General features: G+C 66.4%; 27 protein-coding genes. 16 read left to right on the forward strand and 11 right to left on the reverse strand.

What is annotated here, in order from left to right; genetic code table 11:
- The first annotated feature begins 15 nt into the window (after positions 1-15).
- Complete coding sequence (locus tag ABQJ54_RS12580; RefSeq protein ID WP_367854655.1) at positions 16-843, forward strand: NAD-dependent protein deacetylase; 828 nt, start codon at positions 16-18, stop codon at positions 841-843.
- A 66-nt stretch (positions 844-909) separates the two neighbouring features.
- Here ABQJ54_RS12580 and ABQJ54_RS12585 read toward each other — a convergent pair whose 3' ends face one another.
- Positions 910-1,296 carry a carboxypeptidase-like regulatory domain-containing protein gene (locus ABQJ54_RS12585; RefSeq protein WP_367854656.1) on the reverse strand — a complete coding sequence of 129 codons (387 nt, stop codon included), beginning with the start codon at positions 1,294-1,296 and terminating at the stop codon, positions 910-912.
- 750 nt (positions 1,297-2,046) lie between these two features.
- Between ABQJ54_RS12585 and ABQJ54_RS12590 the strand changes: the two genes are divergently transcribed.
- Positions 2,047-2,403 (forward strand): DUF1428 domain-containing protein, encoded by a 357-nt coding sequence (locus ABQJ54_RS12590; protein WP_367854657.1) that lies wholly within the window; start codon positions 2,047-2,049, stop codon positions 2,401-2,403.
- Between the two features lie 5 nt (positions 2,404-2,408).
- Here the strand turns inward: ABQJ54_RS12590 and ABQJ54_RS12595 are convergent, their stop codons facing one another.
- Positions 2,409-3,545 (reverse strand): MBL fold metallo-hydrolase, encoded by a 1,137-nt coding sequence (locus ABQJ54_RS12595; protein WP_367854658.1) that lies wholly within the window; start codon positions 3,543-3,545, stop codon positions 2,409-2,411.
- Between the two features lie 271 nt (positions 3,546-3,816).
- Between ABQJ54_RS12595 and ABQJ54_RS12600 the strand changes: the two genes are divergently transcribed.
- The 4 genes from ABQJ54_RS12600 to ABQJ54_RS12615 all read left to right on the forward strand — a co-directional run bounded on the left by ABQJ54_RS12600 (position 3,817) and on the right by ABQJ54_RS12615 (position 6,617).
- Positions 3,817-4,044, forward strand: coding sequence for a hypothetical protein (locus tag ABQJ54_RS12600; RefSeq protein ID WP_367854659.1), 228 nt, complete (start codon positions 3,817-3,819; stop codon positions 4,042-4,044).
- Positions 4,045-4,630: 586 nt separating this feature from the next.
- On the forward strand, positions 4,631-4,996 hold the full coding sequence (locus ABQJ54_RS12605) for a hypothetical protein (RefSeq protein ID WP_367854660.1): 366 nt from the start codon (positions 4,631-4,633) through the stop codon (positions 4,994-4,996).
- 62 nt (positions 4,997-5,058) lie between these two features.
- Positions 5,059-5,601: a Spy/CpxP family protein refolding chaperone gene (locus tag ABQJ54_RS12610; RefSeq protein WP_367854661.1), complete on the forward strand. Its 543-nt coding sequence runs from the start codon at positions 5,059-5,061 to the stop codon at positions 5,599-5,601.
- Positions 5,602-5,897: 296 nt separating this feature from the next.
- The gene (locus ABQJ54_RS12615) at positions 5,898-6,617 is read left to right on the forward strand and encodes a hypothetical protein (RefSeq protein WP_367854662.1); all 720 of its coding nucleotides are present in this window, start codon (positions 5,898-5,900) and stop codon (positions 6,615-6,617) included.
- 19 nt (positions 6,618-6,636) lie between these two features.
- On the opposite strand, the gene ABQJ54_RS12620 is transcribed toward ABQJ54_RS12615, so the two are convergent.
- Positions 6,637-7,509, reverse strand: a complete 873-nt coding sequence (locus ABQJ54_RS12620) for an aldo/keto reductase family oxidoreductase (RefSeq protein WP_367854663.1) — start codon at positions 7,507-7,509, stop codon at positions 6,637-6,639.
- A 111-nt stretch (positions 7,510-7,620) separates the two neighbouring features.
- Between ABQJ54_RS12620 and ABQJ54_RS12625 the strand changes: the two genes are divergently transcribed.
- From ABQJ54_RS12625 to ABQJ54_RS12640, 4 genes are all read left to right on the forward strand, one after another.
- Positions 7,621-8,514: a LysR family transcriptional regulator gene (locus ABQJ54_RS12625; RefSeq protein ID WP_367854664.1), complete on the forward strand. Its 894-nt coding sequence runs from the start codon at positions 7,621-7,623 to the stop codon at positions 8,512-8,514.
- A 174-nt stretch (positions 8,515-8,688) separates the two neighbouring features.
- On the forward strand, positions 8,689-9,072 hold the full coding sequence (locus tag ABQJ54_RS12630) for a DUF6632 domain-containing protein (RefSeq protein WP_367854665.1): 384 nt from the start codon (positions 8,689-8,691) through the stop codon (positions 9,070-9,072).
- A gap of 243 nt (positions 9,073-9,315) precedes the next feature.
- Positions 9,316-9,795, forward strand: a complete 480-nt coding sequence (locus tag ABQJ54_RS12635; protein ID WP_367854666.1) for a VOC family protein — start codon at positions 9,316-9,318, stop codon at positions 9,793-9,795.
- A gap of 195 nt (positions 9,796-9,990) precedes the next feature.
- Positions 9,991-10,644, forward strand: a complete 654-nt coding sequence (locus tag ABQJ54_RS12640) for a glutathione S-transferase family protein (RefSeq protein WP_367854667.1) — start codon at positions 9,991-9,993, stop codon at positions 10,642-10,644.
- A 200-nt stretch (positions 10,645-10,844) separates the two neighbouring features.
- On the opposite strand, the gene ABQJ54_RS12645 is transcribed toward ABQJ54_RS12640, so the two are convergent.
- From ABQJ54_RS12645 to ABQJ54_RS12660, 4 genes are all read right to left on the reverse strand, one after another.
- Positions 10,845-11,324, reverse strand: coding sequence for a YybH family protein (locus ABQJ54_RS12645; RefSeq protein WP_367854668.1), 480 nt, complete (start codon positions 11,322-11,324; stop codon positions 10,845-10,847).
- 169 nt (positions 11,325-11,493) lie between these two features.
- Complete coding sequence (locus ABQJ54_RS12650; RefSeq protein ID WP_367854669.1) at positions 11,494-11,961, reverse strand: c-type cytochrome; 468 nt, start codon at positions 11,959-11,961, stop codon at positions 11,494-11,496.
- Positions 11,958-13,562: a flavin monoamine oxidase family protein gene (locus ABQJ54_RS12655; RefSeq protein WP_367854670.1), complete on the reverse strand. Its 1,605-nt coding sequence runs from the start codon at positions 13,560-13,562 to the stop codon at positions 11,958-11,960. The genes ABQJ54_RS12650 and ABQJ54_RS12655 overlap by 4 nt, the downstream gene beginning before the upstream one ends.
- 530 nt (positions 13,563-14,092) lie before the next feature.
- Entirely contained in the window at positions 14,093-14,392 is a 300-nt protein-coding gene (locus ABQJ54_RS12660) for an RcnB family protein (protein ID WP_367854671.1), read from the reverse strand.
- A 304-nt stretch (positions 14,393-14,696) separates the two neighbouring features.
- On the opposite strand from ABQJ54_RS12660, the gene ABQJ54_RS12665 reads away from it, so the two are divergent.
- The 3 genes from ABQJ54_RS12665 to ABQJ54_RS12675 are packed head-to-tail and all read left to right on the forward strand — an operon-like array spanning position 14,697 to position 16,633.
- Positions 14,697-15,527, forward strand: coding sequence for an AraC family transcriptional regulator (locus ABQJ54_RS12665; protein ID WP_367854672.1), 831 nt, complete (start codon positions 14,697-14,699; stop codon positions 15,525-15,527).
- 33 nt (positions 15,528-15,560) lie between these two features.
- Complete coding sequence (locus ABQJ54_RS12670) at positions 15,561-16,376, forward strand: alpha/beta hydrolase family protein (RefSeq protein WP_367854673.1); 816 nt, start codon at positions 15,561-15,563, stop codon at positions 16,374-16,376.
- An 8-nt stretch (positions 16,377-16,384) separates the two neighbouring features.
- Complete coding sequence (locus ABQJ54_RS12675) at positions 16,385-16,633, forward strand: hypothetical protein (RefSeq protein ID WP_367854674.1); 249 nt, start codon at positions 16,385-16,387, stop codon at positions 16,631-16,633.
- 244 nt (positions 16,634-16,877) lie between these two features.
- Here ABQJ54_RS12675 and ABQJ54_RS12680 read toward each other — a convergent pair whose 3' ends face one another.
- Both ABQJ54_RS12680 and ABQJ54_RS12685 read right to left on the reverse strand, forming a co-directional pair.
- A complete protein-coding gene (locus ABQJ54_RS12680) occupies positions 16,878-17,717 on the reverse strand; it encodes a helix-turn-helix domain-containing protein (protein WP_367854675.1) in 840 nt (279 codons plus the stop codon).
- 103 nt (positions 17,718-17,820) lie between these two features.
- Positions 17,821-18,210 (reverse strand): hypothetical protein, encoded by a 390-nt coding sequence (locus ABQJ54_RS12685; RefSeq protein WP_367854676.1) that lies wholly within the window; start codon positions 18,208-18,210, stop codon positions 17,821-17,823.
- Positions 18,211-18,449: 239 nt separating this feature from the next.
- Between ABQJ54_RS12685 and ABQJ54_RS12690 the strand changes: the two genes are divergently transcribed.
- Both ABQJ54_RS12690 and ABQJ54_RS12695 read left to right on the forward strand, forming a co-directional pair.
- A complete protein-coding gene (locus ABQJ54_RS12690) occupies positions 18,450-18,716 on the forward strand; it encodes a hypothetical protein (RefSeq protein WP_367854677.1) in 267 nt (88 codons plus the stop codon).
- Between the two features lie 133 nt (positions 18,717-18,849).
- Positions 18,850-19,404, forward strand: a complete 555-nt coding sequence (locus tag ABQJ54_RS12695) for a YaeQ family protein (RefSeq protein WP_367854678.1) — start codon at positions 18,850-18,852, stop codon at positions 19,402-19,404.
- A gap of 457 nt (positions 19,405-19,861) precedes the next feature.
- On the opposite strand, the gene ABQJ54_RS12700 is transcribed toward ABQJ54_RS12695, so the two are convergent.
- Positions 19,862-20,719 (reverse strand): PA4780 family RIO1-like protein kinase, encoded by an 858-nt coding sequence (locus ABQJ54_RS12700; protein WP_367854679.1) that lies wholly within the window; start codon positions 20,717-20,719, stop codon positions 19,862-19,864.
- A 179-nt stretch (positions 20,720-20,898) separates the two neighbouring features.
- A complete protein-coding gene (locus tag ABQJ54_RS12705; protein ID WP_367854680.1) occupies positions 20,899-23,109 on the reverse strand; it encodes a prolyl oligopeptidase family serine peptidase in 2,211 nt (736 codons plus the stop codon).
- Between the two features lie 292 nt (positions 23,110-23,401).
- Between ABQJ54_RS12705 and ABQJ54_RS12710 the strand changes: the two genes are divergently transcribed.
- A complete protein-coding gene (locus ABQJ54_RS12710) occupies positions 23,402-23,878 on the forward strand; it encodes a DUF2501 domain-containing protein (protein ID WP_367854681.1) in 477 nt (158 codons plus the stop codon).
- Positions 23,879-23,990: the final 112 nt, after the last annotated feature.

Genomic DNA, 23,990 nt, shown 5'->3' on the forward strand with positions numbered 1-23,990 from the left:
CAGGCTTGGCTCATCATGACTCCGTTGCAACGCTTCATCGCATCACACCCGCGCCTGTTCGTGCTCACCGGCGCGGGCTGCAGCACCGCGTCCGGCATTCCCGACTACCGCGACCGCGATGGCCAGTGGAAGCGCACGCCGCCAGTCACCTACACGGCCTTCATGCACGAACCGCCCACCCGTCGCCGCTACTGGGCACGCAGCATGGTGGGCTGGCGCCGCTTCGGCCACGCCCAGCCGAACGCCACGCACCACGCGCTGGCCGCGCTGGAACGGCAAGGCAAGATCGAACTGCTGGTGACGCAGAACGTGGACGGCCTGCACCAGCGCGCAGGCAACACCCGGGTGGTCGACCTGCACGGCCGGCTCGACACCGTGCGCTGCATGGCCTGCGACTGGCGGGGACCGCGCCACGACTTCCAGCACGCCCTGATCGAGCGCAATCCGGACTGGACGGACCTCGACGCCGCCGACGCACCGGATGGCGATGCCGACCTGGACCACCAGGACTTCGCGAGCTTCGACGTGCCACCCTGCCCGCACTGCGGCGGCATCGTGAAACCCGACGTGGTGTTCTTCGGCGAGAACGTGCCGCGCGAGCGCGTGGCCGCCGCCATGGCCGCCTGCCGCGACGCCGACGCGATGCTGGTGGTCGGCTCCTCGCTGATGGTGTACTCCGGCTACCGCTTCGCCCATGCCGCCGCGCAAGCCGGCAAGCCCGTCGCCGCGGTCACGCTGGGCCGCACCCGCGCGGACGAATTGCTCGCGTTGAAAGTGGACGGGGCCTGCGAGGAAGCGCTGGGGTTCCTGCTTGCGGACACATCCGCTGCCTCCATCGCCTGAAGAAAGGCCCGGCGGGTTCCCCGCCGGGCCTTTCTCATTCGCCGGGGCGCATCCGCGCCCCGTGCCTCACTTCGCGTTGGCGACCTCGTCGCACTTGATCTCGCCGCACTGGAAATCCACCTCGACGCCACGACCCACGGTCACGGGCACGTTGAGATGTTTGGCAATCGCCTCGCCGCTCTGCTTCAGCGTGACCGTATAGGTCCCATTCGGCAATTCGTGTGCGAAGTAACGGCCTTTGGAATCCACCGTTACCGTTCGACCGACCCCGGTCAGGTCGCTGCGCACGGAAACGCTGTAGCCAGCGGGTGCCTTGCCAAAGATCGAGCCCGCAGTGGCCTGCGCGCTCGCCGTGGAGATGCCGGCAACGGCGAATGCCCCCATGACACCGGCCACGGCCAGACCGCGGGCGATGCGACGCGAGAAGGAGCGGATCGGGAAAATGGTGTTCATCAGTCACTTCCTTGGTTTATCAGTGGGGGAAAAGCACGGGCCTGCCAGGGGTTTGGCCTTGGCCCGCGCGACACGCGCGGACGATGCGCTCGATGCCGGCATCACGCCGGACACGTCGATCCACATTGTCCGCAGCCACCCGGCGAACAAACCACCGGATGGCGGCGCGCAGACTGACGTCTGCAACGCTTGCCCGCATGGGCAAGAAGTCATCCGCTTACGCCAGCAACATGCCGCCGACGGTCATCACGCAGATCAGCAGGCAGACGCTGAACAGGCTTTGCAGCAGCACGGTCTCGAATTTCATGATGGCTCTCCTTTGAGTGAGGTAATGAAGCTTTCGAGATGGATATGGCAAGCACCGTGCCAACACAGACGAAGCCCGGGAAACCGCATTCCAAAGCCATTCCTGCACCGACCGTCAAAAACGGATATCCGTCCGCGGACACTTGCAGCGGACATCGGACGCAGCGGACACGCCGGTCCCGCGTGGATTCCAGTCATGCGATAGTTCGGCAGCATCCGTATCTGGCGGAACGTGATCCGCACGGCGCGCGGTTCCACTGGACGAAGGCCACCGCCCATCGACTGGATGTTCCTTTCCGACCACCGCGCCACACTGGCCAGATCAGAAGGGCCAGCACGGCCAGGAATCGCCTGGGTGTCGGTCCATGTCGATCCTGCATGCACCGGTTCGTCGCCAGGAGGAAGGCGGCCACTCCGGTCGCCGCATCCCGCGGGAGACTGCACATGTCCTACATCGATGGTTTCGTGATCGCCGTGCCCAACGCCAACCGCGAGCGCTTCATTGCGCACGCCAACACCTTCGACGTCTTTTTTCTGGAATTCGGCGCCACGCGCGTGGTGGAGTGCTGGGGCGACGACGTGCCCGACGGCAAGCTCACCGACTTCCGCCGCGCCGTGCAGGCGAAGCAGGACGAGTCCGTGGTGTTCTCGTGGATCGAATGGCCCGACAAGGCCACCCGCGATGCCGGCATGGCGAAATGCATGAAAGATCCGCGCATGGCGCCCGGCACCGACATGCCCTTCGACGGCAAGCGCATGATCTTCGGCGGCTTCGCGCCGGTGCTCAGCCTGCCGGGCTGAGCCGATCAGTCCAGCGGCCAGGGCAACTGGCCGCTCAACTGGTCGCTGATGGCGACCTCGGAGGCATCCGGCTTGATCGCGGACACGTTGTCGACGGGTTGACCGCGTCGCCACCACGGCTCCACTTCGCGACGCTCGACGGGTTCGACCGGTTCGCCGAGACGCGGCAGCAGCAACGCGGTGTCGTCGGGGTCGGCCAGCGCGAGCAGGTCTTCGACCGGCTCGTCCCAGGCATGCGTGGCCAGCGCGAACGTACCCCAGTGCACCGGCATCAGCACGCCGCCGCCGAGCAGCCGATGTGCCGCCAGTGCATTGGCCGGGCCAAGGTGGATATCGCCCCAGGACGGGTGGAACGCACCGACTTCCAACATCACCAGGTCGAACGGGCCGAGCCGGTCGCGAATCGTTTCGTATTCGGTGGTGAGCCCGGTATCGCCGCTGAAGAACACGCGGTGGCGATCGCCGGCCATCACCATCGACGACCACAGGGTCTGGTTGCGGTCCTTCAGGCCGCGCCCGGAGAAATGCTGCGAAGGCGCAGCGGTGATGGTGAGACCGGTGCCGGGCACACGATGGCTTTGCCACCACACCAGTTCGGTGATGCGCGAAGGCGCGATGCCCCAGCTTTCGAGGTGTGCGCCGACGCCGAGCGAAGTGACGAACGGCACCTTCGACTTCGCCAGCGCGCGGATCGTCGGATAGTCCAGGTGATCGTAGTGGTCGTGCGAAATGACCACGGCATCGATCGCGGGCAGGTCGCGCAACCCGACCGGCACCGGCTGGAAACGCTTCGGCCCGAGCAGGGTGAACGGCGAAGCGCGCTGGCCCCACACCGGATCGGTGAGGACCCGCCAGCCGTCGATCTCCAGCAACACCGTGGAGTGGCCCAGCCAGGTGGCGCGCAGTCCGCTCGCGGGTTTCCGCAACCACGCGCCGCGTGGATCTTCCGCGGGCAGCGGCTCCGGCGGCGTGCGGTTTTCGTCGCCGCACAGGAACTCGCGCAGGGTCGGCCGCGGGGCCTGCGGATCGCGCAGGCCAGGCAGCACCGGATGGATATTGCGCAACCGCTCGCCGTCCCACATCGGCAGGTCGCGCAGCCGCTCCAGTCGCTCGCCCTGCGGCGGTTTGCCGAAGGATTTCATGTTACGCGCTCCGTCATCGCCAGCCACTTTCCGGAACCATGGGGGCGCGGCATACCAGGCCCAAGGTGGCGCTGTAGGGAGTCGGAGGACCGCCGGAGCAGGTTCGGGGCCGGCTTTCCGCGGCGAGGCCGATGCATGGACCGGGTCTGGAAATGGTCCCCGGCAGCCTTTCCGTCTCGGGTACATGCGTTATCGATAACATCACCGCCGGCTAACGATCGCTGGCGCAGATTCACTGCTCTGGCCGCGGAATGCGAGGAAGGTCCTGACCATGAAACTCGAATCGCAACCCCAATCGCCGCTGCACTTCCGCACATGGGTCCATTACTTCACGCACATCATGCATCCGTCGTCGACGGCGGCATCGGACCGGGTCTTGCGGCCGATGACGAGGCGGCAGCAGTTGCTTGAAGCGCAGGAGCAGAAACGGCGCGCGCAACGGGAACATATGCTTGAACTTCTTCGCGAGGTGAAGGAAAGGCACCGTCCCGGCGTTTGAGGCACCCGCATGTTCCGTCGCAACGGCCCGCGGCAATGCGGGCCGTTGCTTTTGCCAGAGCGGTGGACGTGCAGCAGGCACGGCGCCATCTAGCCGGAGCAAGTGCAGGTGCGCCCGCTGATGAAGTGGACCACCCGAACCGGCCGCGCGTCACCCTCGCGCATGTTCAGACAATGGCAATGGCCTCCGCCTGGCACGGACGACTGTGGGCGATCAACTTCGAGATCGTGCAAAAGGGGATTCGATGGCGGTCACGGCATACTTCAAGCCATGCGCATGGAAGACGCGAAGGCGTCCGGACGCCCCCAGGACGGCCCCCTATGCGGACCACCGGTTTGGCGTCAGGTGCAATTCCTTGCGCTCCGCCCGGGAAAATTGCCGCTGGCGCCTTGCTTGGACACCTTTTCCCCCGCCGGTGCGTGTTGCATCAATCCTCACATGACCTGCCATACACTCGGAAAACGGTGATCGGCATGCCATGCGTTGCTGGCATGGCCCATGTCAACGCCTTGTTCCATGGCCTCGCAGGCATCCGGTGTTGGCCGATGCATGCGGTAACCGTTTCATCAATGAGGAGGGTTCGTCGATGACTCGCACCTCTCGACATTCGTTGTCCCGTCAGATCGCCGCCGCGCTGGTCGCCGTCGCCATGACGGCGTCGGCATTGCCGGCACAGGCGCAGTACAACCGGCATGGTGGCTATCGCGGGCGGCCGGCTCCCCAGTACCACGGTCGCGATTACCGTCGTGGCGGTGGCGGCAACGGCACAGCGGTGATTGCCGGCGCCCTGCTGGGCGTGGTCGCCGGCGCGGTGATCGCCAATTCGAATGCGGCCCAGCCGCCACCGACCGTGGTCTACACGACGCCACCACCGCCGCCGCCGCCGGGAGTGGTGTACTACGACAACAACAACCCGCCGCCGCCACCGCCGCCTCCGGGTTACGGCAACTGAGCACGGCGACGGACCCGCATCTGGCCGTTGTCGATCCGACCACGTGAATCGGAGCATCATCCATGAAAAGCGCCATCCGTATCGTCGTATTGCCTGCCCTGCTTGCCTTTGCCTTCGTTGCAACGGCCGCCTGGGCACAACAGGAAACGTCTGCCACCCCGAGCACGGCCGCCACGAAGGCCGCGGCCGGGAAGACACACGCGCAACGGCGCGCAGACGCCGTGGAACAGCGCATCAGCGATCTGCACGCGCAGCTGAAGATCACCGAGCAGCAGGCAAAGCCATGGGATGCCTTTGCGCAGACCATGCGCGACAACGCCCGCAAGGCGGCCATGGCGTTCCATGACCGGTCCAAGAAGCTGCCGACGATGAATGCCGACGAAGCCATGAAGTCCTACGCGGAACTCACCCAGATGCATGCCGACGACATGCAGAAGCTCGCCTCCGCGTGGAGCGCCGTGTACGCCGTGCTGTCCCCCGCGCAGAAGCAGACCGCTGACGCGATGTACCGGAACCAGGGCGCCAGGCAGCACATGGCGCCGCACAAGCACAAGGGCACTGCGCCGGCGAGCGCCGCCTCCTCCGCTGCGGCGGCTGGCGGCTAGTCCCGCCGGAAGCGGGCCGGGGCGATTGGCGGGAAAGGGCGCCGGGAACAAGGTTCCCGGCGCCCTTTCCCTTTCATGCGTTCGCCACCGATCGATACCGTTCGCTGACCAGGGACCGCCGCCCGGTTCCGCGGCGTCGCCGGAGCGATGCCACGCGCGCTGCCCGGCGTGCTTCGCGTGCTGGCGGACTGAGCCGCCCGGCTGGACCTTCTGCCGTGCCCCCCCGACTTCGCTATCCAGGCGGTCCGTGTGTGACCATGGCCGCCATCCCGTCCAACAGCGAAGAGGCAAAGCCCATGAAACCCATCGGCCAGCGTTTCCTGACGATCTATGCCGGCGTGCTCACGGTGGTATTCGCCGCCACGGTGCTGAGCGGCTTCACACAGACGCCGAAGAAGCTCTCGCTCGACGAACTGGACGTGCACCGCATCAACGTGCGCGAACCCGACGGCACGCTGCGGCTGGTGATCTCCGACGCCGCCACCGCGCCGGGCATCATCATCAAGGGCAAGGAGTATCCGCACCCCGACCGCAAGGCCGCCGGCATGATCTTCTACAACGACGAAGGCACCGAGAACGGCGGGCTGATCTTCGGCGGCGAGAAGAACAAGGACGGCACCAAGGAATCGTACGGCCACCTGTCCTTCGACGCCTACGAGCAGGACCAGACCATGGCGTTGGATTCCCAGCAGGAAAAGGACGGCCGCTACACCAAGCTGCAGTTCAACGACTACCCGGATTATTCGATCATGGAAGAAATCCAGCTGGTGGACTCCATCAAGAACCTGCCGAAAGACCAGCAACAGGCCAGGCTGAAGGCCTTCTTCGCCGAGCACGGCGGCCCGACCCGGCGCATGGTGCTCGGCCGCAACACCGATGGCAGCGTGCAGCTCGCGATGGACGACCTGCAAGGCCATCCGCGCATCGTGATGAAGGTCGCCAAGGACGGCTCGCCGTCACTGCAGATGCTGGACGCCAACGGCAAGGTGATGGGCGAACTGGTGCCCAGGCACTGAACCGCGGCAGGCGCTGCGGTCAGGCGTGGGCGCCGATCGTCGCCAGCTCGGCCAGCGCCTCCCCGTCGAGCCGGATCGCCGCGGCCGCCAGATTCTCGCGGAAGTGGGCCAGCGAGGACGTGCCCGGGATCAACAGGATGTTGGGCGCGCGTGCCAGCAGCCACGCCAGCGCCACCTGCATCGGCGTAAAGCCCAGCCGATGGGCCACGCCTGACAAGCTGTCCGACTGCAGCGGGGTGAAGCCGCCCAGCGGAAAGAACGGTACGTAGGCGATGCCCGCGCGGCCGAGTTCGTCGATCAGCGCGTCGTCCTCGCGGTGGGCCAGGTTGTAATGGTTCTGCACGCAAACCACTTCGGCGATGCCGCGCGCCTCGGCCAGCTGTGCCGCGGTGACGTTGCTCAGGCCGAGCTGGCGGATCAGGCCGCGCTGCTGCAGTTCCGCCAGCGCGGTGAACTGCGGCTCGATCGAGCCCTCGGACGGCGCATGCACGTTGCCCATGACGCGCAGGTTCACCACGTCCAGCGCATCCACGCCCAAGTGGCGCAGGTTGTCGTGCACGGCGGAGACCAACTCGGCCGGGCTCTGCGCCGGGTTCCACGAGGCATCGGTACCGCGTATCGCGCCGACCTTGGTCACGATCACCAGGTCGTCCGGATACGGATGCAGTGCCTCGCGGATCAGCCGGTTGGTCACGTGCGGGCCGTAGAAATCGCTGGTGTCGATATGGTCCACCCCGCTTGCCACCGCCTCGCGCAGCACCGCCAGCGCCGCGGCATGATCCTTCGGCGGCCCGAACACGCCCGGTCCGGCCAGTTGCATGGCGCCATAGCCCATGCGGTTCACCGTACGGCGGCCCAGGGCGAAAGTGCCCGCGTTCGTCAGCTTGCTCATGATCGTCTCCGGACAAGGGCGGCCAGGTGGCGCCGAGGCCTGCACTGTACGCCACGGGCACCTGGCCGATAATCCCGTGCAATCGGCACGGGCCGTGCGGGAATCGGGACAATGGACACAGACCTGCGGGATCTCTTCGCCTTCCTCGCCGTGGTGCGCGCTGGCGGCTTCCGCGAAGGCGCACGCGGCAGCGGCATGTCGGCCTCGCGCCTGAGCGAGAGCGTGCGCCGGCTGGAAGCGCACCTGGGCGTACGCCTGCTCCACCGCACCACGCGCCACGTCGCCCCCACCGAGGCGGGCCAGCGCCTGGCCGAACGGCTGTCGCCCGCGCTGGGCGAAGTGCAAAGCGCGCTCGACGTGGTGAACCACTACCGCGACCGCCCCGCCGGCACGCTGCGGCTCAACGTGCCGGCCACGGTGGCGCGGCTGGTGCTGCCCGCCATCGTCACGCCCTTCCTCAAGGCCTACCCGGACATCCGGCTGGAAGTCATCGTCGAGGACAGCTTCGTGGACGTGCTCGCCGCCGGCTGCGACGCCGGCATCCGCTACGACGAGCGGCTGGAAAAGGACATGATCGCCGTGCCCATCGGCCCGCGCGTGCAACGCATGGCCACCGCCGCCGCGCCGGCCTACCTGGAAGCGCGCGGCCGCCCGCGGCACCCGCGCGACCTGCTGCAGCACGCCTGCCTGCGCGGTCGATTCGCCAGCGGCGCCATCCCGACCTGGGAATTCGAGCGCAAAGGCGAGATCGTGCGCGTCGATCCCGACGGTCCCCTGCTGGTGCGCCTGGGCGCCTCGGTGGACCTCGCCGTCGCCGCCGCGCTGGACGGGCTCGGCATCATCCACCTGTTTGAAGCCTGGCTTCAGCCGCACCTCGACAGCGGCGCCCTGGTGCCGCTGCTCAAGCCGTGGTGGCAAGCCTTCAGTGGCCCGTATCTCTACTACCCCGGCCGCAAGCACCTGCCCGCACCGCTGCGCGCGTTCGTCGACTTCATCAGATACTGATACCGGTGCTGCCTGACCGGCAATCCGGCCATCGTCGACCACGGCGCCGGCGACCTCTGGCCGGAAGCCATGGCCGGGGATACTGCGCTTTTCTTAGGAGCGACCAGGCATCTCCTGTTGCAGGCATTTTGGGAGTAGCTTCACGGTGCATCGCCGAGCTCGCGGGAGTGGGTCATGTCTCGAAAGTGGGCACTGAAATTCGTCATGGTCGTGAGCGGACTGTTTTTCCTGGCGGGCACCTATCCACTGGTCATGTCCCTGTGGGTCTGGCAGCACGCCGACGACCTCGTGCCGATGTTCCTCAGCCTCTATGTAACGCTCGGGGTTTTTCTGCTGGCCGCGGCGCGAAACCCAGCCGAACATCGCAGCCTGATCTGGTTCACGGCATGGTCCAGCTTCGCGCACGCGGGCGTCATGCTGGTCCAGGCCGGCCATGATGTCAGCGGCCGCCCGGAGTTGTTTGGCATGTCCGCCATCCTGGTGGCGATCGGGGTGCCCCTGGTCGCCCTGATGCCAAGAGCTGCTGCCGGCCACCCGGAAAGCCGTCTGACGCCATAAGCGATCCGCACCGGCGCCAATGTCCGGCCATCACCGGGACGCATGGCCAACAAGGCCGGAATACGCAGCCGGCGCGGTCGGGAATGGGTGTGTGCAGGCCACGCCATTGCGAGGACGGCGCCCCCTGTCCTCCCCACGTTCACCGCAACCGGCCCTCAAAGGCGCCGTTGGTGTCGATCTGCGCATCCACCGTTCGTCACAGAGATGAGAGGCATCCCCTGCCCCTGAACCTGGAGAACCGGAATGACCAGCAAGAACACGATCTGCCTCTGGTACGACGGCACCGCACTCGACGCCGCCACGTTCTACGCCAAGACCTTCCCGGACAGTGCCGTGGGCGCCGTCTATCGCGCGCCGGGCGACTATCCCGCGGGCAAGCAGGGCGACGTGTTGACGGTGGAGTTCACGGTCATGGGCATCCCGTGCCTGGGCCTCAACGGCGGCCCCGGCGTGCCGCACACCGATGCGTTCTCGTTCCAGGTCGCCACTGATGACCAGGCCGAAACCGACCGCCTGTGGAACGCGATCATCGACCACGGCGGCCAGGCCAGCGCCTGCGGCTGGTGCAAGGACAAATGGGGCCTGTCGTGGCAGATCACCCCACGCGTCCTGCTGGCCGCGATCACCGATCCCGATCCCGCCGCGTCCAAGCGCGCGTTCGACGCGATGATGACGATGACGAAGATCGACATCGCCGCGATCGAGGCGGCGCGGCGCGGCTGACTCGCTTCCCTTCTCCCTCCGGGAGAAGGTGGCCCGAAGGGCCGGATGAGGGTTCGGGCGGAGCGAGACAATGCAGGCATATCGGATCCTGCGCGTCGCGCCATGCCCGAACCCTCACCCCAACCCCTCTCCCGGCGGGAGAGGGGCTTCATACAACCGAACCCTATCGCTGATCGAATCTTCAGGAGCCGCCCCATGACCCCCACCATCACCGCCTTTGAAAGCTCCCCCGACCGCGGCCAGGGACTCGCCCGCGACATGCGCGTGCGCTGGGCGCTCGAAGAAGCGGGCCAGCCCTATGACGTTCGCCTTGTTTCGTTCAAGGCGATGAAGGAGCCCGCGCATCGCGCGCTGCACCCGTTCGGGCAGATTCCCACCTACGAGGAAGGCGGCGTTGCCCTGTTCGAGTCGGGCGCCATCGTGTTCCACGTCGCGCAGCGCCATGCGGGCCTGCTGCCGGACGAGGCGAACGCCCGGGCACGCGCGATCACCTGGATGTTCGCCGCGCTCAACACGATCGAGCCGCCCATCATTGACCTGCAAACCGCCAAATTCGCGGAAGGCGACAAACCCTGGACCGCGGAACGCCTGCCGCTCATCAAGGATCGCATCCGCGCCCGCCTGGGCGAGCTTTCCGATTACCTGGGCGAGGCCGAGTGGCTCGACGGTGCGTTCAGCGCGGGTGACCTCGTGATGGTGCACGCGCTGCTGCGGCTGAGGCCCTCGGGCATGCTGGACGAGTACCCGAACCTCGCCGCCTACGTCGCCCGCGGCGAAGCACGGCCGGCCTTCAAGCGTGCTTTCGCCGCCCAACTGGCGGTGTTCACCGGCAAGCCGGCAACCGGCTGACATGACATAGGTGAGCCCGAAGAATCGCGTCGGGAACAATGCGAACACTCAGCCAGTTTCCAGAAATTTGCCCCTGGTACCTTTTCCGTTGAACAGGGTGCTGCCGATCCGCCCCGCGTTGCTGCGGCGCATCGGCAGCCTCACAACACCGGGCTGTACCCGGTTGGCACATCGCCCAGGCTGGCGAATCGACGGCTGCCTCAGTTGGAGTGATCCAGGATGATTTTCCAGCCGCCTTGCGTCTTCTCCCACACCAGCGAGAACACGCCGTCGTCCTTGCTCGCCTCACCGTGGGCGTTGCGATCGAGATGGTAGTGGCCGGTCATGATCGCGTAGCGCACCTCGCCGCCGGAACCCGGCAACAGGCGCACGTCGAGTGCGGAGAACGTGAGCTGACCCATCTGCGCCTTGTTGGCGTAGGCCTTGCGGTAGCCGGCGAGAACCGCCTGGTAACCCTTGCGCACGCTGCTGCCGACGAAGGTGGTGTCGGGCGCATCCTTGTAGCAGTGCATGAAGCCGACCACGTCGCCGCGGTTCCACGCTGCCTGCGCCTGATCCATCACTTGGTCGATGGCGGCGACGTCGCTGCCCGTGGCTGCCGCCCGGGCCGCCCCGATATTCCCCAGGCCGGCCATTGCCAGCAGAAACGCGAGGCCGATAGAAAAAACCTTTCTCGTCATGGCGTGCTCCGGATGCGTTGAGTGATGTCACGTGGTTCGGGAAGCTTTGTCTCCGGCGCTTCTGCGCGCTGGCGTCGATCCATCCATGGCACATGTTCCCCGGAAAGCATGGCGGCCTCGGCCTGCATGCCGGACTCGACCTGCGCCAGCAACACGACAGGCGCCTGGCTCACGGCGAACCCTTGTGTGCAGGGTGCAGGGCCGCAACCTGGGCGGCCGTGACCGTGTCGCGGTAGTGATTGCCGAAGTGGCTGCGCACGTAATTGACCACGCGCGCGATCGCGGCATCATCCAGGTCGGTGTGCGCGTATGCCTCCAGCCCCCGATAGTCCGGGCGCGGCCCGAACGAAGGCATGTCGCTCCTGCCGTTCAACACCATGACTATCACGTAATCCGCCGAGGCCAGGCGCGCGTCGCCGGCCAATGCGGGGAAACGTGCGGCACCGCTGGCACCGCGCGCGTCGGACATATGGCAGGCCTGGCAGATGTGTTCGAAGATCTGCTGCCCGCTGGCCTGTGCCAGTTGCCCGGCATCGAGTATCGGACCAGCCTGGTCGGCGGCATTCGACGTGCCGCCAGCAGCCGTTCCAACGCAAGCGACCAGCACACCGAGAAGCGTGCGGGATAGGGTGTTCATGCCGACGCTCCTGCCGTGACGCGCTGGTGCAGGCGCCCGATCGCATCCAGCGCCGAGGTGATGGCGCCCTCCTGCCAGGCCGGCAACCAGGACGCGTGTTCTCCGGCCAGCGCGATGCGACCGTCGATGCGGCACAGGTCGTCATAATGTTTCGCGCGCAGCGCATCGCTCCATTCGCCATAGCAGCCCATCACGAAAGGCATCCGGTTCCAGGCCACGGTCACGCCGTTGTCGAATTCGCGCTCGTACTGCGGATGGATCTGCGCACCCTGGCGCACGATCTCGCGCAGCCGTTGCGCGGGCGTCATGGCCGTGAATTCGAGCGCCGGCGTGCCCCAGGTGTAGGCGCCCAGCAGCACGCCCTTGCCCGGGCTCTGGTAATCGCAGGACGGATAGCTGATGTTGCCGACAGGCAGGTCGGTATAGGTATTGCCGCCGAAGATGCCATCGTCCTCCTCCCAGAACCGGCGCTTGAACTGCAGCCCGGCCTTGAACGCGGCCGCGTAGGGCACGGCGGCGATGGCCTCCGTCATGGCCTCGCCCACGTTCATAGGAATCTGCGCCAGCACCGACAGCGGGATCGTGCACAGGCACCAGTCGGCGCGGGCCTGGCGCAGCGGCCCCGGCTCGCGCGCATCCACGTGATAGGCCGTCACGCCATGCGCGTTCTGCTGGATGCGCGTGACCTTGGCGTGGTACTCGATCGCGTTGCCCAGCTCGCGCCCGAACGCCTCGCCGATGCGGCCCATGCCGCCGACCGGCTGGAACAACGTGGTCTGCATCTCGTAGATGCTGGCCCAGAACAATTGCGACCAGAGCCCGGACTGCAGCAGCTCGTGCGTGCCGATCGGCTGCGAATACACCGGCTTGCCGTCGGGCCCTCCGCCCGGGTCCTTCCGGTAGCCGCGCACATCGCTGCTGGCGTCGCCGAACACGTAGCGGTAGTTCGCATCCAGCGCCCCGGTGCTGCGCAGGCTCGACAGCAGTTTTTCTCGGTCTTCCTTGTCCAGCGGCGCATCCAGCGCCCCCTGGTTCACGGCCTTGGCCAGCAGTTCCGACACGCTGCCGCGATAGTCGGCATCGATGAAGCGATAGCGTTGCGGCTTGCCGCCGAACGCCTTGCTGTCATGCAGATAGGCGTTGTAGTTGACCTGGACGAAAGCCTCCAGCGGCACGCGCAACAGCTTGCAGTAATGCAGCAGGTTGCCGTGATGGTATGGAATCCGCCACGGCCCCGGATTGATATACAGGCCCTCGTCGTAACGGCAATCCTGGCGTGCACCGCCCAGTTCGACATAGCTGTCGCCGCCACGCAGCGACCAGTTGCGCCCGCCTGGGCGGCCGTTGTACTCCAGCACCCGCACCTGGTAGCCCGCCTCGCGCAATTCGTAGGCGGCAGTCATCCCGGCCAGCCCGGCGCCAAGAATGAGCACGGAGGTGCCCGCCGGCGCGCGCCCGAGCCGCGCGGGAAGACGTGCGGATTCACGCGCGAAACCGAGTGCCGACATGGCCTGGTACATCGCCGCACCACCGGCCCCCAGGCCGATCATGCGCAACACGTCGCGCCGGCTCGGCGAAAAGCTCGCATCACCTGGTGACATTGGATTCCCCCGACACGCACGGCACCGCGGCCCCGACAGGCGTCGTGTTCCGCGCCACTATACGCCGAAGCCATCCCCTTCAATCCGGCCGGACGCCCCCTCCCATCGCACCCGCTTTCCATCGGCCATCCCGGGCCGGCCATGGTCGAACTCGTCAAGAAAATGATCGGTCCGGCCCGCGCATGGCGGTGCTTCGACTCCATCCGCTATCGCGGACTACGCTCAGCACGAACGGGGATTCATGAACTGACATTCGACGCCAATCAGGACCCGTTTTCGGTGTCTGGGCAGTCATCACGGCACAAGCCAGCGCCAGATCCACGTTCAGCCACTCATTCCCCGTGCGATAACTCGCAATATCGCCGATCGGCGACGGGAGGCCCGGCGTACCGCAATGCAAATGGATGAACCCTGCTGCCGACCGGTGAACCGACTCCATTGAAGCCGCTCGACGGTGCCTGTCATTCGCAGGCACCGTCCCCTTTGAGCGGTATTTTCAGTTCAATTCCCGGTGCTTGTCTTGATATTTGCTATTTGGATTCCGGCACGACATTCGGTCGATACTGGGTTTTGCTGATGATATGGGATTTCACCGAAACCAGCAGAATATTGCCTTCGTTGCCATGTATCCACTCATAACCATCCTGTGGCTTGCTCACGTGGTAGTGGCTGTAATTCTTGATGACATTGTCATCCGCAAGCATCTGGTCCGGAACTTTCTGACCGACTACGTAGCTTATGTAACGCATGTTGTGCGATTGCGCCGCGACACCCAGTGACACAACGCCCAGCGAGATGAACAACAGACCGGAAAATGCAATTCTGCTCACGCGCATAACACTCTCCCATGTTGTGAACAAGACACTCTCACCCCTGCTGGCACTCTATGGGGGGCATCCTCGTATATCAATCGCTTTTTCAGCCAACACCGCAGGTGAGAGCGATCGGAATTTCTTGCACCATGCCCGGTGCCGCACGGCGAGTTGCGCAAGGAGCTGATCGGCTGCCTGTGCCAGGGCAGGAGCATGCGCAAGCCGCACACCCGCGGACCGGATTGCCCGCAAGAACGATCAAACGCGCCCGCCGAGGCTGCGGTTACCCTGCACCCCTCGACTCCACCGCCGGGTTTTACGGATGGCCGCTGCCGAAAAAGCGCTCTGGTTCATCGAAAGCCATTACAGCGAGGACCTGTCGCTGAGCCGCATCGCCGAGGTGGCCGGGGTCTCGCCGTTCCATCTGGCGCGGCTGTTCCAGGCGATGACCGGCTGCTCGGTGGTGCGCTACCTGCGCGCGCGCCGGATGACCGAAGCCGCGCGCCGCCTGGCCGGTGGCGCGCCGGACATCCTGGAGGTGGCGCTGGCCAGCGGCTACGGTTCGCACGAGGCGTTCACGCGTGCCTTCGGCGAACAGTTCGGCCTGAACCCGGCAAGCGTGCGCGAGCGCGGTTCGGTGGCCGGCCTTGCACTGGTCGAACCCTGGCGCACCGCCGACGACGTGCGCGTGGCGCTGGACGAGCCCCGCCTTGCCCGCGACGGCACGCGCCTCATCGCCGGGCTCGGCTGCCGTTACATGCCCGACACCACGCAAGGCATCCCGGCGCAGTGGCAGCGCCTGTCCCTGCATCACGCGGCCGCGCTGCCGAAACGGCATACCGCGTTCGGCGTGTGCTGCAACGGCGACGACGAGGGCAGCTTCGAGTACATCGCCGGCGCCGACGTGCCGGGTTTCGGCGGCCTGGATCCTGCGCTCAGCACCTTGCGGCTACCGGCACGCGAGTACGTGGTAGCCACCCACCACGGCCATATCTCGGACATCCGCCGTACCTGGCAGGCCTTCGTCGGCGACTGGCTGCCGCGCTCGGGCCTGCAGCTTGCCGATGCGCCCGAGTTCGAGAAATACGGCGCTGATTTCGACGACACCGGCGGCATCGGCGATGTCGAAATCTGGCTGCCCCTGCAAACCTGACACTCCACCGCCACCGCCATCGACGAGGACCGCATGACTGCACGCACTTTTCTCATTGCCCTGGCCGCCGCATCGCTGGGCGTCTGCACCCTGGCCCGCGCCGGCGCGGTGGGCGAAACCCACCGCGTGGCGCACACGCCAAGCGCCGCGCTGCGCGATGCGCAGCACCGCAGCGAGCTGCGCATCACCGTGTGGTATCCCGCCGCCGGCGACGTCGCCGAAGCGCCGCTGCAAATCGGACCGCCGGGGCACCCGCTGTTCGACGCCGGCCGCGCCGCGGCCGACGCGCCCTTCGCGCCGGGCCGACACCCGGTGATCCTGTTCTCGCACGGCTTCGGTGGCAGCGCGCGGATCATGGCCTGGTTCGGCACCGCGCTCGCACGCGCCGGCGACGTGGTGATCGCGGTGGATCACCCAGGCACCAACGCACGCGACCCGATCACCATGGCCGGCAGCCTGCTGGTATGGGATCGCGCGGTGGATCTGCGCGTGGCCCTCGATACGGCCAGGGATGACGCCCTCATCGGCCCGCATCTGGACACGCAGCGGCTCGGCGTAGCGGGCTTTTCGATGGGCGGTTTCGCGGCCCTGGTGAGCGCCGGCGCGCGGGTCGACCTCGATCACATCATCCGGTTCTGCCAATCGCATGCCGCCGATGCCACGTGCGCGGCACAGGCCGAGGCACCCGACCAGACCATGGCGGCCCGCGAACAGGCGCTGAAGGCGCCGGCAATGGCGGCGCTGGCGAAACACGCCGGCGACGATTACGCGATTCCCGGCATCCGGGCGGTGTTCGTGATGGCGCCGGGCGGGATCGAGGCGCTGCGCCGGACAGCCTGCGCGCGCTGAATACACCGGTGAGCATCCTGCTCGGCGATGCCGATCCGGTGGCCCCGCCGGCCAGCAACGGCAAGCTCGCCGCGACATTGCTGCCCCATGCCGCCCTGAAAACGCTCCCCGGCGTCGGCCACTACGACTTCCTCGCCGATTGCACCGCGCAGGGCCAACAGCAGGAGCCGATCTGCCAGCACATTCGCGTACCGCAGCAGCGCACCCACGCCACCGCGATTGCCACTGCGGAGGCGTTCTTCGAAAGCCATCTCTAGCGGGTGCCGGAGAGGAGACAAGGTGTCGGGGGTAATTTTTCAGGTGGCGCGTCGGGTCGTTTGAAAAATTGTCCCCGACACTTTATTGGCACCATGCCTACGCATGTAGAGTTTCCCCACCGAAGGAGCCCTGGAAGCCGGCAAGCCGCCAACTGGTCGACAAGGATCTGGAAGACAAGGATGGTCACCAGAGTACCGGACCACTTCCGTGGCCACCTCAAAGTTGTCGCTGGCACCTCTTCAATCATGGCTTCTCTGCGCCAGCCATCAGCGCGCGATGCCTCGCGTCGGTCCGATCGTCCGCCGGATACAGGCACTCGATGCGCAACTCCTGCGTGGCGATGGTCTGCGGCGCACCCACCGTGGTGACCATCGAGAAATAGCTGAGCGCATGGCCGTCCTTGACGAAGCTCAACGGGATCATCGGCAACGTCGGCTCCGATATCGCCGCCTCGGCCGGCCCCAAGACATCTTCCACGCCGGGATAGGCCATCAGCGCGGCGAGCAGGTCCCGGGTGCGCTCGTCGGTCACATGCCCCACCGACTCGCGATGCACACGCAGGACGAGACTCTTCGCGGTGCGGTCCCAGTGCGCGATGAAGGGGCGCAGGCCGGCAGGGTCGAACATCAGCTGCAGCAGGTTGCGCGGCTTCGGTCGCTGATCGAGATCGATGAACGTGTTGAAGAAGCGCGGTGCCGATGCGTTCGTCATGGACACATTCCAGTAGCGGTCCATCACCAGTGCGGGAAAGGGCTCGTGCTGGCGCAACACGCGCTCCAGAGCGGCGTTCACGCTCTTCATCTCGTCGGCGCTCCACGCATCCTCGTCGTAGATCGGCGCGAAGCCCGCCGCCAGCAGCAGGCGGTTGCGGTCGCGGAACGGCACCTCCAGCCCCTGCGCGATATTCATCAGGGTCTGCCGGCTCGGCGCGCTGCGGCCGCTTTCGATGAAACTGAGATGGCGCTGGGATACGCCGGTATCCAGCGACAACTCGATCTGGCTCTTGCCGCGCGTGCCGCGCCAGTAGCGAAGCAGTTCGCCCAGTTCGCCGCCGCCGGCGGCTTCGGTTGGCCGTGTGGTCATGCGATATCACCTGCATCGTCCGTACAAGGGAAGCCGCTCCGGGCGGAGCGTGCGGTGCCGGAACGCATGCGCCCGGCACCGCCCGATCATCCGCCACACGGCATCAGAACGCCGTCGGGCCGACCGCGCCGAACCAGCGACGGACCTTGGCCGGATCCTGCTCGTCCATGTAGAAAAAGTGCACCATCGTCGGCCGCACGACCGGCAGCGCCGGATCGTCGAAGCTCATCCGCACCTTGCCGTGGAACACCTTGATCGAGCCGCCGTCCCAATACTCCACCACGTCGTGGTGGGCGGTGAAGCCGCGGTCGATGAACCGGCGAAGGTTCTCGCGGATGCTGTCGCGGCCGTGCCAGTCGGCCACGCCGAGGTTGCAGACGGCATCCTGCACGAAACAGTCGAAGCCCTTGCCGAAGGTCTTGTCGTCGATCTCCTTCCAGAAATCGAGCAGCCACTGCGGCGGGTCCTGGCGGGTGAAAGTCATCGTGGTCATCGCATCTCTCCTGGGTATCTGGTTGGGCACCTGGCAAGGTGCCCGGAGTGACCCGAATATCAGTCGATGCGCATCGTTTCGTCGGGCGTGAAGCCACTATCCGTGACATGTCGCCTGCCGGCAACGACGTGAGAGGTAATAAAAGACGCGCCGATACGTGGTGCTGGGGATCCGGCAGGACGTGTGCGCCAGCCATATGCATTTGCAGTGCGGCGGCACGACCGTGTACGCGGGCGAGCATGTCCATCGTCGTGGGCAGGTGCCGGGCGCGTGGGCCAGTCCGGCAGTTCCACGCGCCACACCTGCACTTCCAGCTTTCCAACGCCGCGACCTTCGATGGGTCGGAAGGCCTGCTGTTCACCTTCGACCGCTCCGACCTGCCGGGGCCGGAAACCGAAGCGCAGCTGTTCGGCCAGGATGCCCCGTGGACACCGTCAACGGGGCGCCACCGCCAAGCGCCATTGCTGCTCGACATTGTGGTGATCGGGTTTCCGGCGTCCCGGTGATGCCACGAAGATGTCCCCGAGACCTTTTCTCCCGTATGCCGCCCGTGCAGCCTGGCGCCAATCCGGTGAAGTGCGACCATGCCCCGCGGCAATGCCGCGTAGAATGGCTGGTTTACGCTCCCCGAGCACCCTCATGGCTCTCACCGCCACCATCCACAAGGCCGAACTGTCGATCAGCGACATGGACCGGCACTATTACGCCACCCATCCGCTGACGCTCGCACGGCATCCCTCGGAGACCGAGGAGCGGCTGATGGCGCGCCTGCTGGCGTTCGCGCTGTATGCCGACGAACGGCTGGAGTTCGGCAAGGGGCTCAGCGACACCGACGAACCGGCCTTGTGGCGCAAGGCCTATACCGACGAGATCGAGCTGTGGATCGACGTCGGCCTGCCCGACGAAACGCGCCTGCGCAAGGCCTGCAACCAGTCGGGGCAAGTCGTGGTGCTGGCCTATGGCGGCCATGCCGCCGACGTCTGGTGGAGCAAGATCGCCAACGCGCTCACGCGCCACGACAAGCTCAGCGTGCTCGTCATCGACCCCGCCGACATGCAACAACTGGCCGCCCTGTGCGAGCGCACCATGCGCCTGCAATGCCTGATCCAGGATGGCGAACTGCAACTCATCGCCGGAGACACCACGCTGGCGATCCGCCCCGATATCCGCATGGGCGACTACGCCGTCGCCTGAGCCCGGCCGATCCATCCGGCGGAACCCGGCTACGGGGAACCTCGAATAACTCGTCATTCCTGCGCAAGCAGGAATCCAGTGACGTCCAAACCTTCGAAAGTCGAAGGCGCTGGATCCCAGCTTGTGCTGGGATGACGAGCGAAAGCAGGTTTTTCGAGGTTACCTGCGGCGCGTGCGCTGCCGGTTCGCCCCCCGCCAAATGTCCGCTGCTGTTCGAAGCAGACCGGGTAGGCGTGATGCCCCACCGAAAGAAAACGGACCCGCCGCGGCCCAAAGCTGTCACCATGACTCCGCGGCGAATTCCCGCCCGCAGGAGCGTCCCATGAAAGGCATGAACCAGAAAAAGGGCGACAAGAAGAAACCCCTGAAGACGGCCAAGGAAAAGAAAGCCGAAAAGGTCGCCAAGAAGGCCGCCAAGAGCTGACCGGGCGCCACCGCGCAGCGGTCGGCGCCAGCTTCAACCCTTCATCTGTGCCGCCTCGCGTCCCTGCTGGCGGATGACGGCCTCCTCGCGCGCATCGATGATCGATTGCATCACGCTGTCGACGTCCACCGCGCCCTCGTCGAACACGAAGTGGCCGGTCAGCTCGCTGTCCGGCCGCAGTTCGCCCTGCTCGAACAGCGCCCACATCTCCTCGGCGTAGTGCGTATCGAGCAGTTCCGGCGCGAAGCGCGACAGGCTGATCGTGATATTGCCCACGTCCCGCCGCAGCATGGTGCGCGCGGCATGGTTGCCGGCGGCGCTGACCACCTGCGGCAGATCGATGATGACCGGGCCGTCGGCCGCCACCAGCACGTTGTATTCGGACAGGTCGCCATGGACCAGTCCCTCGCACAACATGCACGCGACCTGCCGCACCAGGAAGCGGTGGTAGTCGCGCGCCGTCTGCGCCGACAGCTCCACCTCGCCCAGCCGCGGCGCCGAACGGCCCTCGGCGTCGGTAAGCAGCTCCATCACCAGCACGCCGCCAAAGTAGCCGTACGGCTGCGGCACCCGCACGCCCGCGCCCGCCAGTTGGTACAGCGCATCCACCTCGGCGCTTTTCCATGCCGCCTCGGCCTCCTTGCGCCCGAACTTGCTGGCCTTGCCCATCGCGCGCGCCTGACGGCTGCCGCGCACCTTGCGGCCCTCCTGATATTGCACGCGCTGCTGGAAGCTGCGCTGGGCCATGTCCTTGTAGACCTTGGCGCAACGCACTTCGTCGCCCGAGCGCACGACATAGACCGACGCCTCCTTGCCGCTTTTCAGCGGATGCAGGACTTCATCGATCACACCATCGTCAACGAGTGCCTGCAGGCTGGCAGGGGATTTCATGCGTGGGAAGGCTCGCTGACGGGAAAAAGACCCGCCATTATGACTGACAGGCCGTTATCGGCTGACCGCACGCCGCGGCCACCCGTTCAGGCCTGGAAAGGTGCCAGGGGCAATTTTCAGAAAGGCCACGTGCGCCAGGGACTTGTCCCTAACACCTTTTCCAGGCCGCATCCCGTTGCTCACTGCGCCGGCAACTGCGCATCCAGGAAGGCGTAGATGTCGGCGAACTCCGCGGCTTCGGCACCCAGCGAGGTCTGCATGCCATGGCCGCCGTTGGCGTCGGTGCGGATCCATACCGGCCGTCCGCTGGTGTCGGCGGTGCGCAGGCGCGCCGCGAACTTGCCGGTCTGCCAGGTGGACACGCGATTGTCGTTGAGGCCCACAGCCAGCAGCACGGCCGGGTACGCCGTGTGCGGCTTGATCTGCTGGTAAGGGTCCATCGCCAGCATCCAGGGGAAGTCCGAGGCCTTGCGCGGGTCGCCCATCTCGCCGATCTGGTTGGCGCCGTTGCGCGCATGCAGCAGGCGGATCGGATTGAGCTCGCCCACCAGGCACACGGCCGCGCCGAACTTGTCCGGGTCATGCACGATCGCACCACCGACCGCCAGGCCGCCGGCGCTGCCGGAAATCAGCGCGGTGCGTTGCGGGCGGCTGTAGCCCAGTTCGCCCAGGCGCTGCACGGCGGCGACGAAGTCCTCCACGCCCTTGTGCTTGTTCGGCCCTCTGCCGGCCTGGTGCCAGGCCTCGCCCTTCTCGCCGCCGCCGCGTATGTGCACGTAGGCAAACACGTTGCCCTGCTTGACCCATGCCAGCCGGGTGGGCTTGAACGAAGGCAGGATGGAGATGCCGTAGCTGCCATACGCGAATACGATGGCACGGTGCGAGCCGTCCAGCGTGGCGTCCTTGCGGTGCAGGATGGTGAGCGGCACGTGGGTGCCGTCCGGGCTGACCAGCTCGGTCTCGGTGGCCTCGACCATGCCGTAGTCGGCGGGGCTGGCTTCGTCCTGGCCCAGGCTGTGCAAAGTGCGGTCCGCGGGGTCGTAGCGCCAGGACTTCGGCGGCGTGGTCCAGCCGCGCAGTTCCAGCAGGAAACCGTCCTGGCCCGGGTCGGCGTGGAACAGCGAGGCCGAGCCGGACAACGGCATCGGCACGGCGTCCACCTTGCCGGTGCGGTAGTCGATGCGGCGGATGTCGTCGATGCCGTTCCTGGAAACCTTCACGTACAGCGCATCGCGGGCCGGCGCGACCTGCTGGGCGTCGTACAGGCCGACACCGGCCACCATGTCGTCGCCCTGCAGCGGCAGGATGGAGCGGGCCTGCCTGATCGACGCGTCGGGGCGCGACAGGTCCAGCGCCAGCACCTCGCCATTGGAACGTGCACGCGTTGAAACCAGGTACAGCGTGTCACCGTGGATGGCCGCGGCCTGCACGTGGTCGTCCAGGTCTGCAATGCAGTGCCAGCTCGCGCCCGGCTTCATCGCTTCGGCCTGCGGCGCCACGCAGTAGCGCTGGTCGGCCTGTGCGCCCAGCGACTGGCCCAGCGCCCAGCGCGAGCCGGCAGGAAATGCGATCACCGGGAAGCTGCGCGCAGGCATCGCGAACGATGGATTGACGCCTTCACCCTGGCCGGCGCGCAGCAGGATAGTGTCCTGCGACACCGGCGTGCCCAGCTTGTGCAGGCGTGCGCGCATGTCCTGCAGGGGATCGCCGCCGGTACGCTGCGCGGGCGGCGCCATCTGCGTGTACACGAAGCCGCTGCCGTCGGGCAGCCACTCGGCACCGAACTCGCCCCACACCGGCTCCACCGCATCGCCGGTGGGCTTGCCGGTCTTCACGTCCAGCACTTCGAGCCGGGTGACTTCGCTGCCGCCGTGGTCGACGTTCACCGCCACCTTGCTGCCGTCGGGCGACGGCGTGTACAGCGTGATCGAGGCGTGGCCGCCGTCACCCTGGATAGTGGACGGATCCAGCAGCACGCGCTCGGTGCCGCCCGCGTCACGCACCATCAGCGTGCCGCTGCCCTCCGCGCCCTGGCGGATAAAGAACAGCCTGCCGCCGGCATCGCGCTGGTTGCGGTGTATCACGGTGGTTCCATCGACCCTGGCCAGCGCCTGCTGCCAGCGCTGCAGGGTAGGCAAGGCGTCCAGCTTGGCGCGTGTGTACTGGCCCTGCGCGACCAGCCAGCGCTGGAACTCGTCGTTGTTGTCGCCTTCCATCCAGCGGTAGGGATCGTGCACGGTGTGGCCGAACAAGTGTTCGACCACGTCGGCCGTGCGCGCCGGCGGCGGCGCGCCATCCTGCGCGGCGAAAGCAAACGAGGCGAACGGTGCGAACAGGCTGGCGGCGGTGGCAACGGCCAGTGGAGCGGACCAGCGGAGCAGTCGGCGCATGAGCATGTCCTTGGCGTCCAAAGGAATCTCGCACCGCCGATCCTCGCGCATGCAGAGACTCCGGGACACCCCCATCCGTCATGCAGCGCGTGGGATGTGAACACCGTCGCAGGCACGCGCTCTTGTAGAGCGGCGTCAGATTGAGCTGACCAGGATTCGACTGACACCTTTTCCGTTTTCCAGGTAAAGCCCAGCAAGCGAACGTGACCCTGGTCCTGGCGCGCCCCGCACTGACACAACCCTAACGAGCGTCGTTGTTGAATGCAGGCACTTGGCTCACGGAGAGACGCTCATGAAGACACGAATCAGCGGTATGGCCACGACATGCGTGGTGGCGATCACCCTCGGCCTGGCCTGCGGATCGGCGGACGCACAGAGCCTGGGCGGTCTCGGCGGGAAGCTGGGTGGAATGCTCCCCGGTGGCGGCGAATCCGGCAGCACGGGCAACGTGGCGGGCATCCTGCAGTACTGCGTCAAGAACAACTATCTGGGCGGCGACTCAGGTGCATCCGGCATTGCAGGCAAACTGCTCGGCAAGACTGACGGCGGAGCGAGCAACTCCGATTATTCCAGCGGCGCAGAAGGCATTCTCAAGGGCAAGGACGGCAGCACCACGAACCTGGGCAGCATGGGTGGCGGCAACAGCGACATGAAATCCAAGCTGACAACCAAGGCTTGCGGTGTCGTCCTCAAGCAGGGCAAGTCGCTCGTGGGAAGCAGCGCATCGTCGTCCCCCCTGGGCAACGCCGGATCGCTGCTGGGGCATTGATCGGCGTACCCAACTGAACCAGGGGCAGGTTCGCAGGACTTAAGTGAACCTGAGTCCGTTCTTGTTGCGTTTGCAGAAACCGGGGACAGAGTCGACTTTCCAAGGTGTCGAC

Source organism: Rhodanobacter lycopersici, from assembly GCF_040812335.1.
Lineage (GTDB): Bacteria > Pseudomonadota > Gammaproteobacteria > Xanthomonadales > Rhodanobacteraceae > Rhodanobacter_A > Rhodanobacter_A lycopersici.

Coding starts and splice junctions, on each gene's coding strand:
- ABQJ54_RS12580 (WP_367854655.1), top strand. CDS start 16: ATGACTCCGTTGCAACGCTTCATCGCATCACACCCGCGCCTGTTCGTG.
- ABQJ54_RS12585 (WP_367854656.1), bottom strand. CDS start 1,296: ATGAACACCATTTTCCCGATCCGCTCCTTCTCGCGTCGCATCGCCCGC.
- ABQJ54_RS12590 (WP_367854657.1), top strand. CDS start 2,047: ATGTCCTACATCGATGGTTTCGTGATCGCCGTGCCCAACGCCAACCGC.
- ABQJ54_RS12595 (WP_367854658.1), bottom strand. CDS start 3,545: ATGAAATCCTTCGGCAAACCGCCGCAGGGCGAGCGACTGGAGCGGCTG.
- ABQJ54_RS12600 (WP_367854659.1), top strand. CDS start 3,817: ATGAAACTCGAATCGCAACCCCAATCGCCGCTGCACTTCCGCACATGG.
- ABQJ54_RS12605 (WP_367854660.1), top strand. CDS start 4,631: ATGACTCGCACCTCTCGACATTCGTTGTCCCGTCAGATCGCCGCCGCG.
- ABQJ54_RS12610 (WP_367854661.1), top strand. CDS start 5,059: ATGAAAAGCGCCATCCGTATCGTCGTATTGCCTGCCCTGCTTGCCTTT.
- ABQJ54_RS12615 (WP_367854662.1), top strand. CDS start 5,898: ATGAAACCCATCGGCCAGCGTTTCCTGACGATCTATGCCGGCGTGCTC.
- ABQJ54_RS12620 (WP_367854663.1), bottom strand. CDS start 7,509: ATGAGCAAGCTGACGAACGCGGGCACTTTCGCCCTGGGCCGCCGTACG.
- ABQJ54_RS12625 (WP_367854664.1), top strand. CDS start 7,621: ATGGACACAGACCTGCGGGATCTCTTCGCCTTCCTCGCCGTGGTGCGC.
- ABQJ54_RS12630 (WP_367854665.1), top strand. CDS start 8,689: ATGTCTCGAAAGTGGGCACTGAAATTCGTCATGGTCGTGAGCGGACTG.
- ABQJ54_RS12635 (WP_367854666.1), top strand. CDS start 9,316: ATGACCAGCAAGAACACGATCTGCCTCTGGTACGACGGCACCGCACTC.
- ABQJ54_RS12640 (WP_367854667.1), top strand. CDS start 9,991: ATGACCCCCACCATCACCGCCTTTGAAAGCTCCCCCGACCGCGGCCAG.
- ABQJ54_RS12645 (WP_367854668.1), bottom strand. CDS start 11,324: ATGACGAGAAAGGTTTTTTCTATCGGCCTCGCGTTTCTGCTGGCAATG.
- ABQJ54_RS12650 (WP_367854669.1), bottom strand. CDS start 11,961: ATGAACACCCTATCCCGCACGCTTCTCGGTGTGCTGGTCGCTTGCGTT.
- ABQJ54_RS12655 (WP_367854670.1), bottom strand. CDS start 13,562: ATGTCACCAGGTGATGCGAGCTTTTCGCCGAGCCGGCGCGACGTGTTG.
- ABQJ54_RS12665 (WP_367854672.1), top strand. CDS start 14,697: ATGGCCGCTGCCGAAAAAGCGCTCTGGTTCATCGAAAGCCATTACAGC.
- ABQJ54_RS12670 (WP_367854673.1), top strand. CDS start 15,561: ATGACTGCACGCACTTTTCTCATTGCCCTGGCCGCCGCATCGCTGGGC.
- ABQJ54_RS12680 (WP_367854675.1), bottom strand. CDS start 17,717: ATGACCACACGGCCAACCGAAGCCGCCGGCGGCGGCGAACTGGGCGAA.
- ABQJ54_RS12685 (WP_367854676.1), bottom strand. CDS start 18,210: ATGACCACGATGACTTTCACCCGCCAGGACCCGCCGCAGTGGCTGCTC.
- ABQJ54_RS12690 (WP_367854677.1), top strand. CDS start 18,450: ATGTCCATCGTCGTGGGCAGGTGCCGGGCGCGTGGGCCAGTCCGGCAG.
- ABQJ54_RS12695 (WP_367854678.1), top strand. CDS start 18,850: ATGGCTCTCACCGCCACCATCCACAAGGCCGAACTGTCGATCAGCGAC.
- ABQJ54_RS12700 (WP_367854679.1), bottom strand. CDS start 20,719: ATGAAATCCCCTGCCAGCCTGCAGGCACTCGTTGACGATGGTGTGATC.
- ABQJ54_RS12705 (WP_367854680.1), bottom strand. CDS start 23,109: ATGCGCCGACTGCTCCGCTGGTCCGCTCCACTGGCCGTTGCCACCGCC.
- ABQJ54_RS12710 (WP_367854681.1), top strand. CDS start 23,402: ATGAAGACACGAATCAGCGGTATGGCCACGACATGCGTGGTGGCGATC.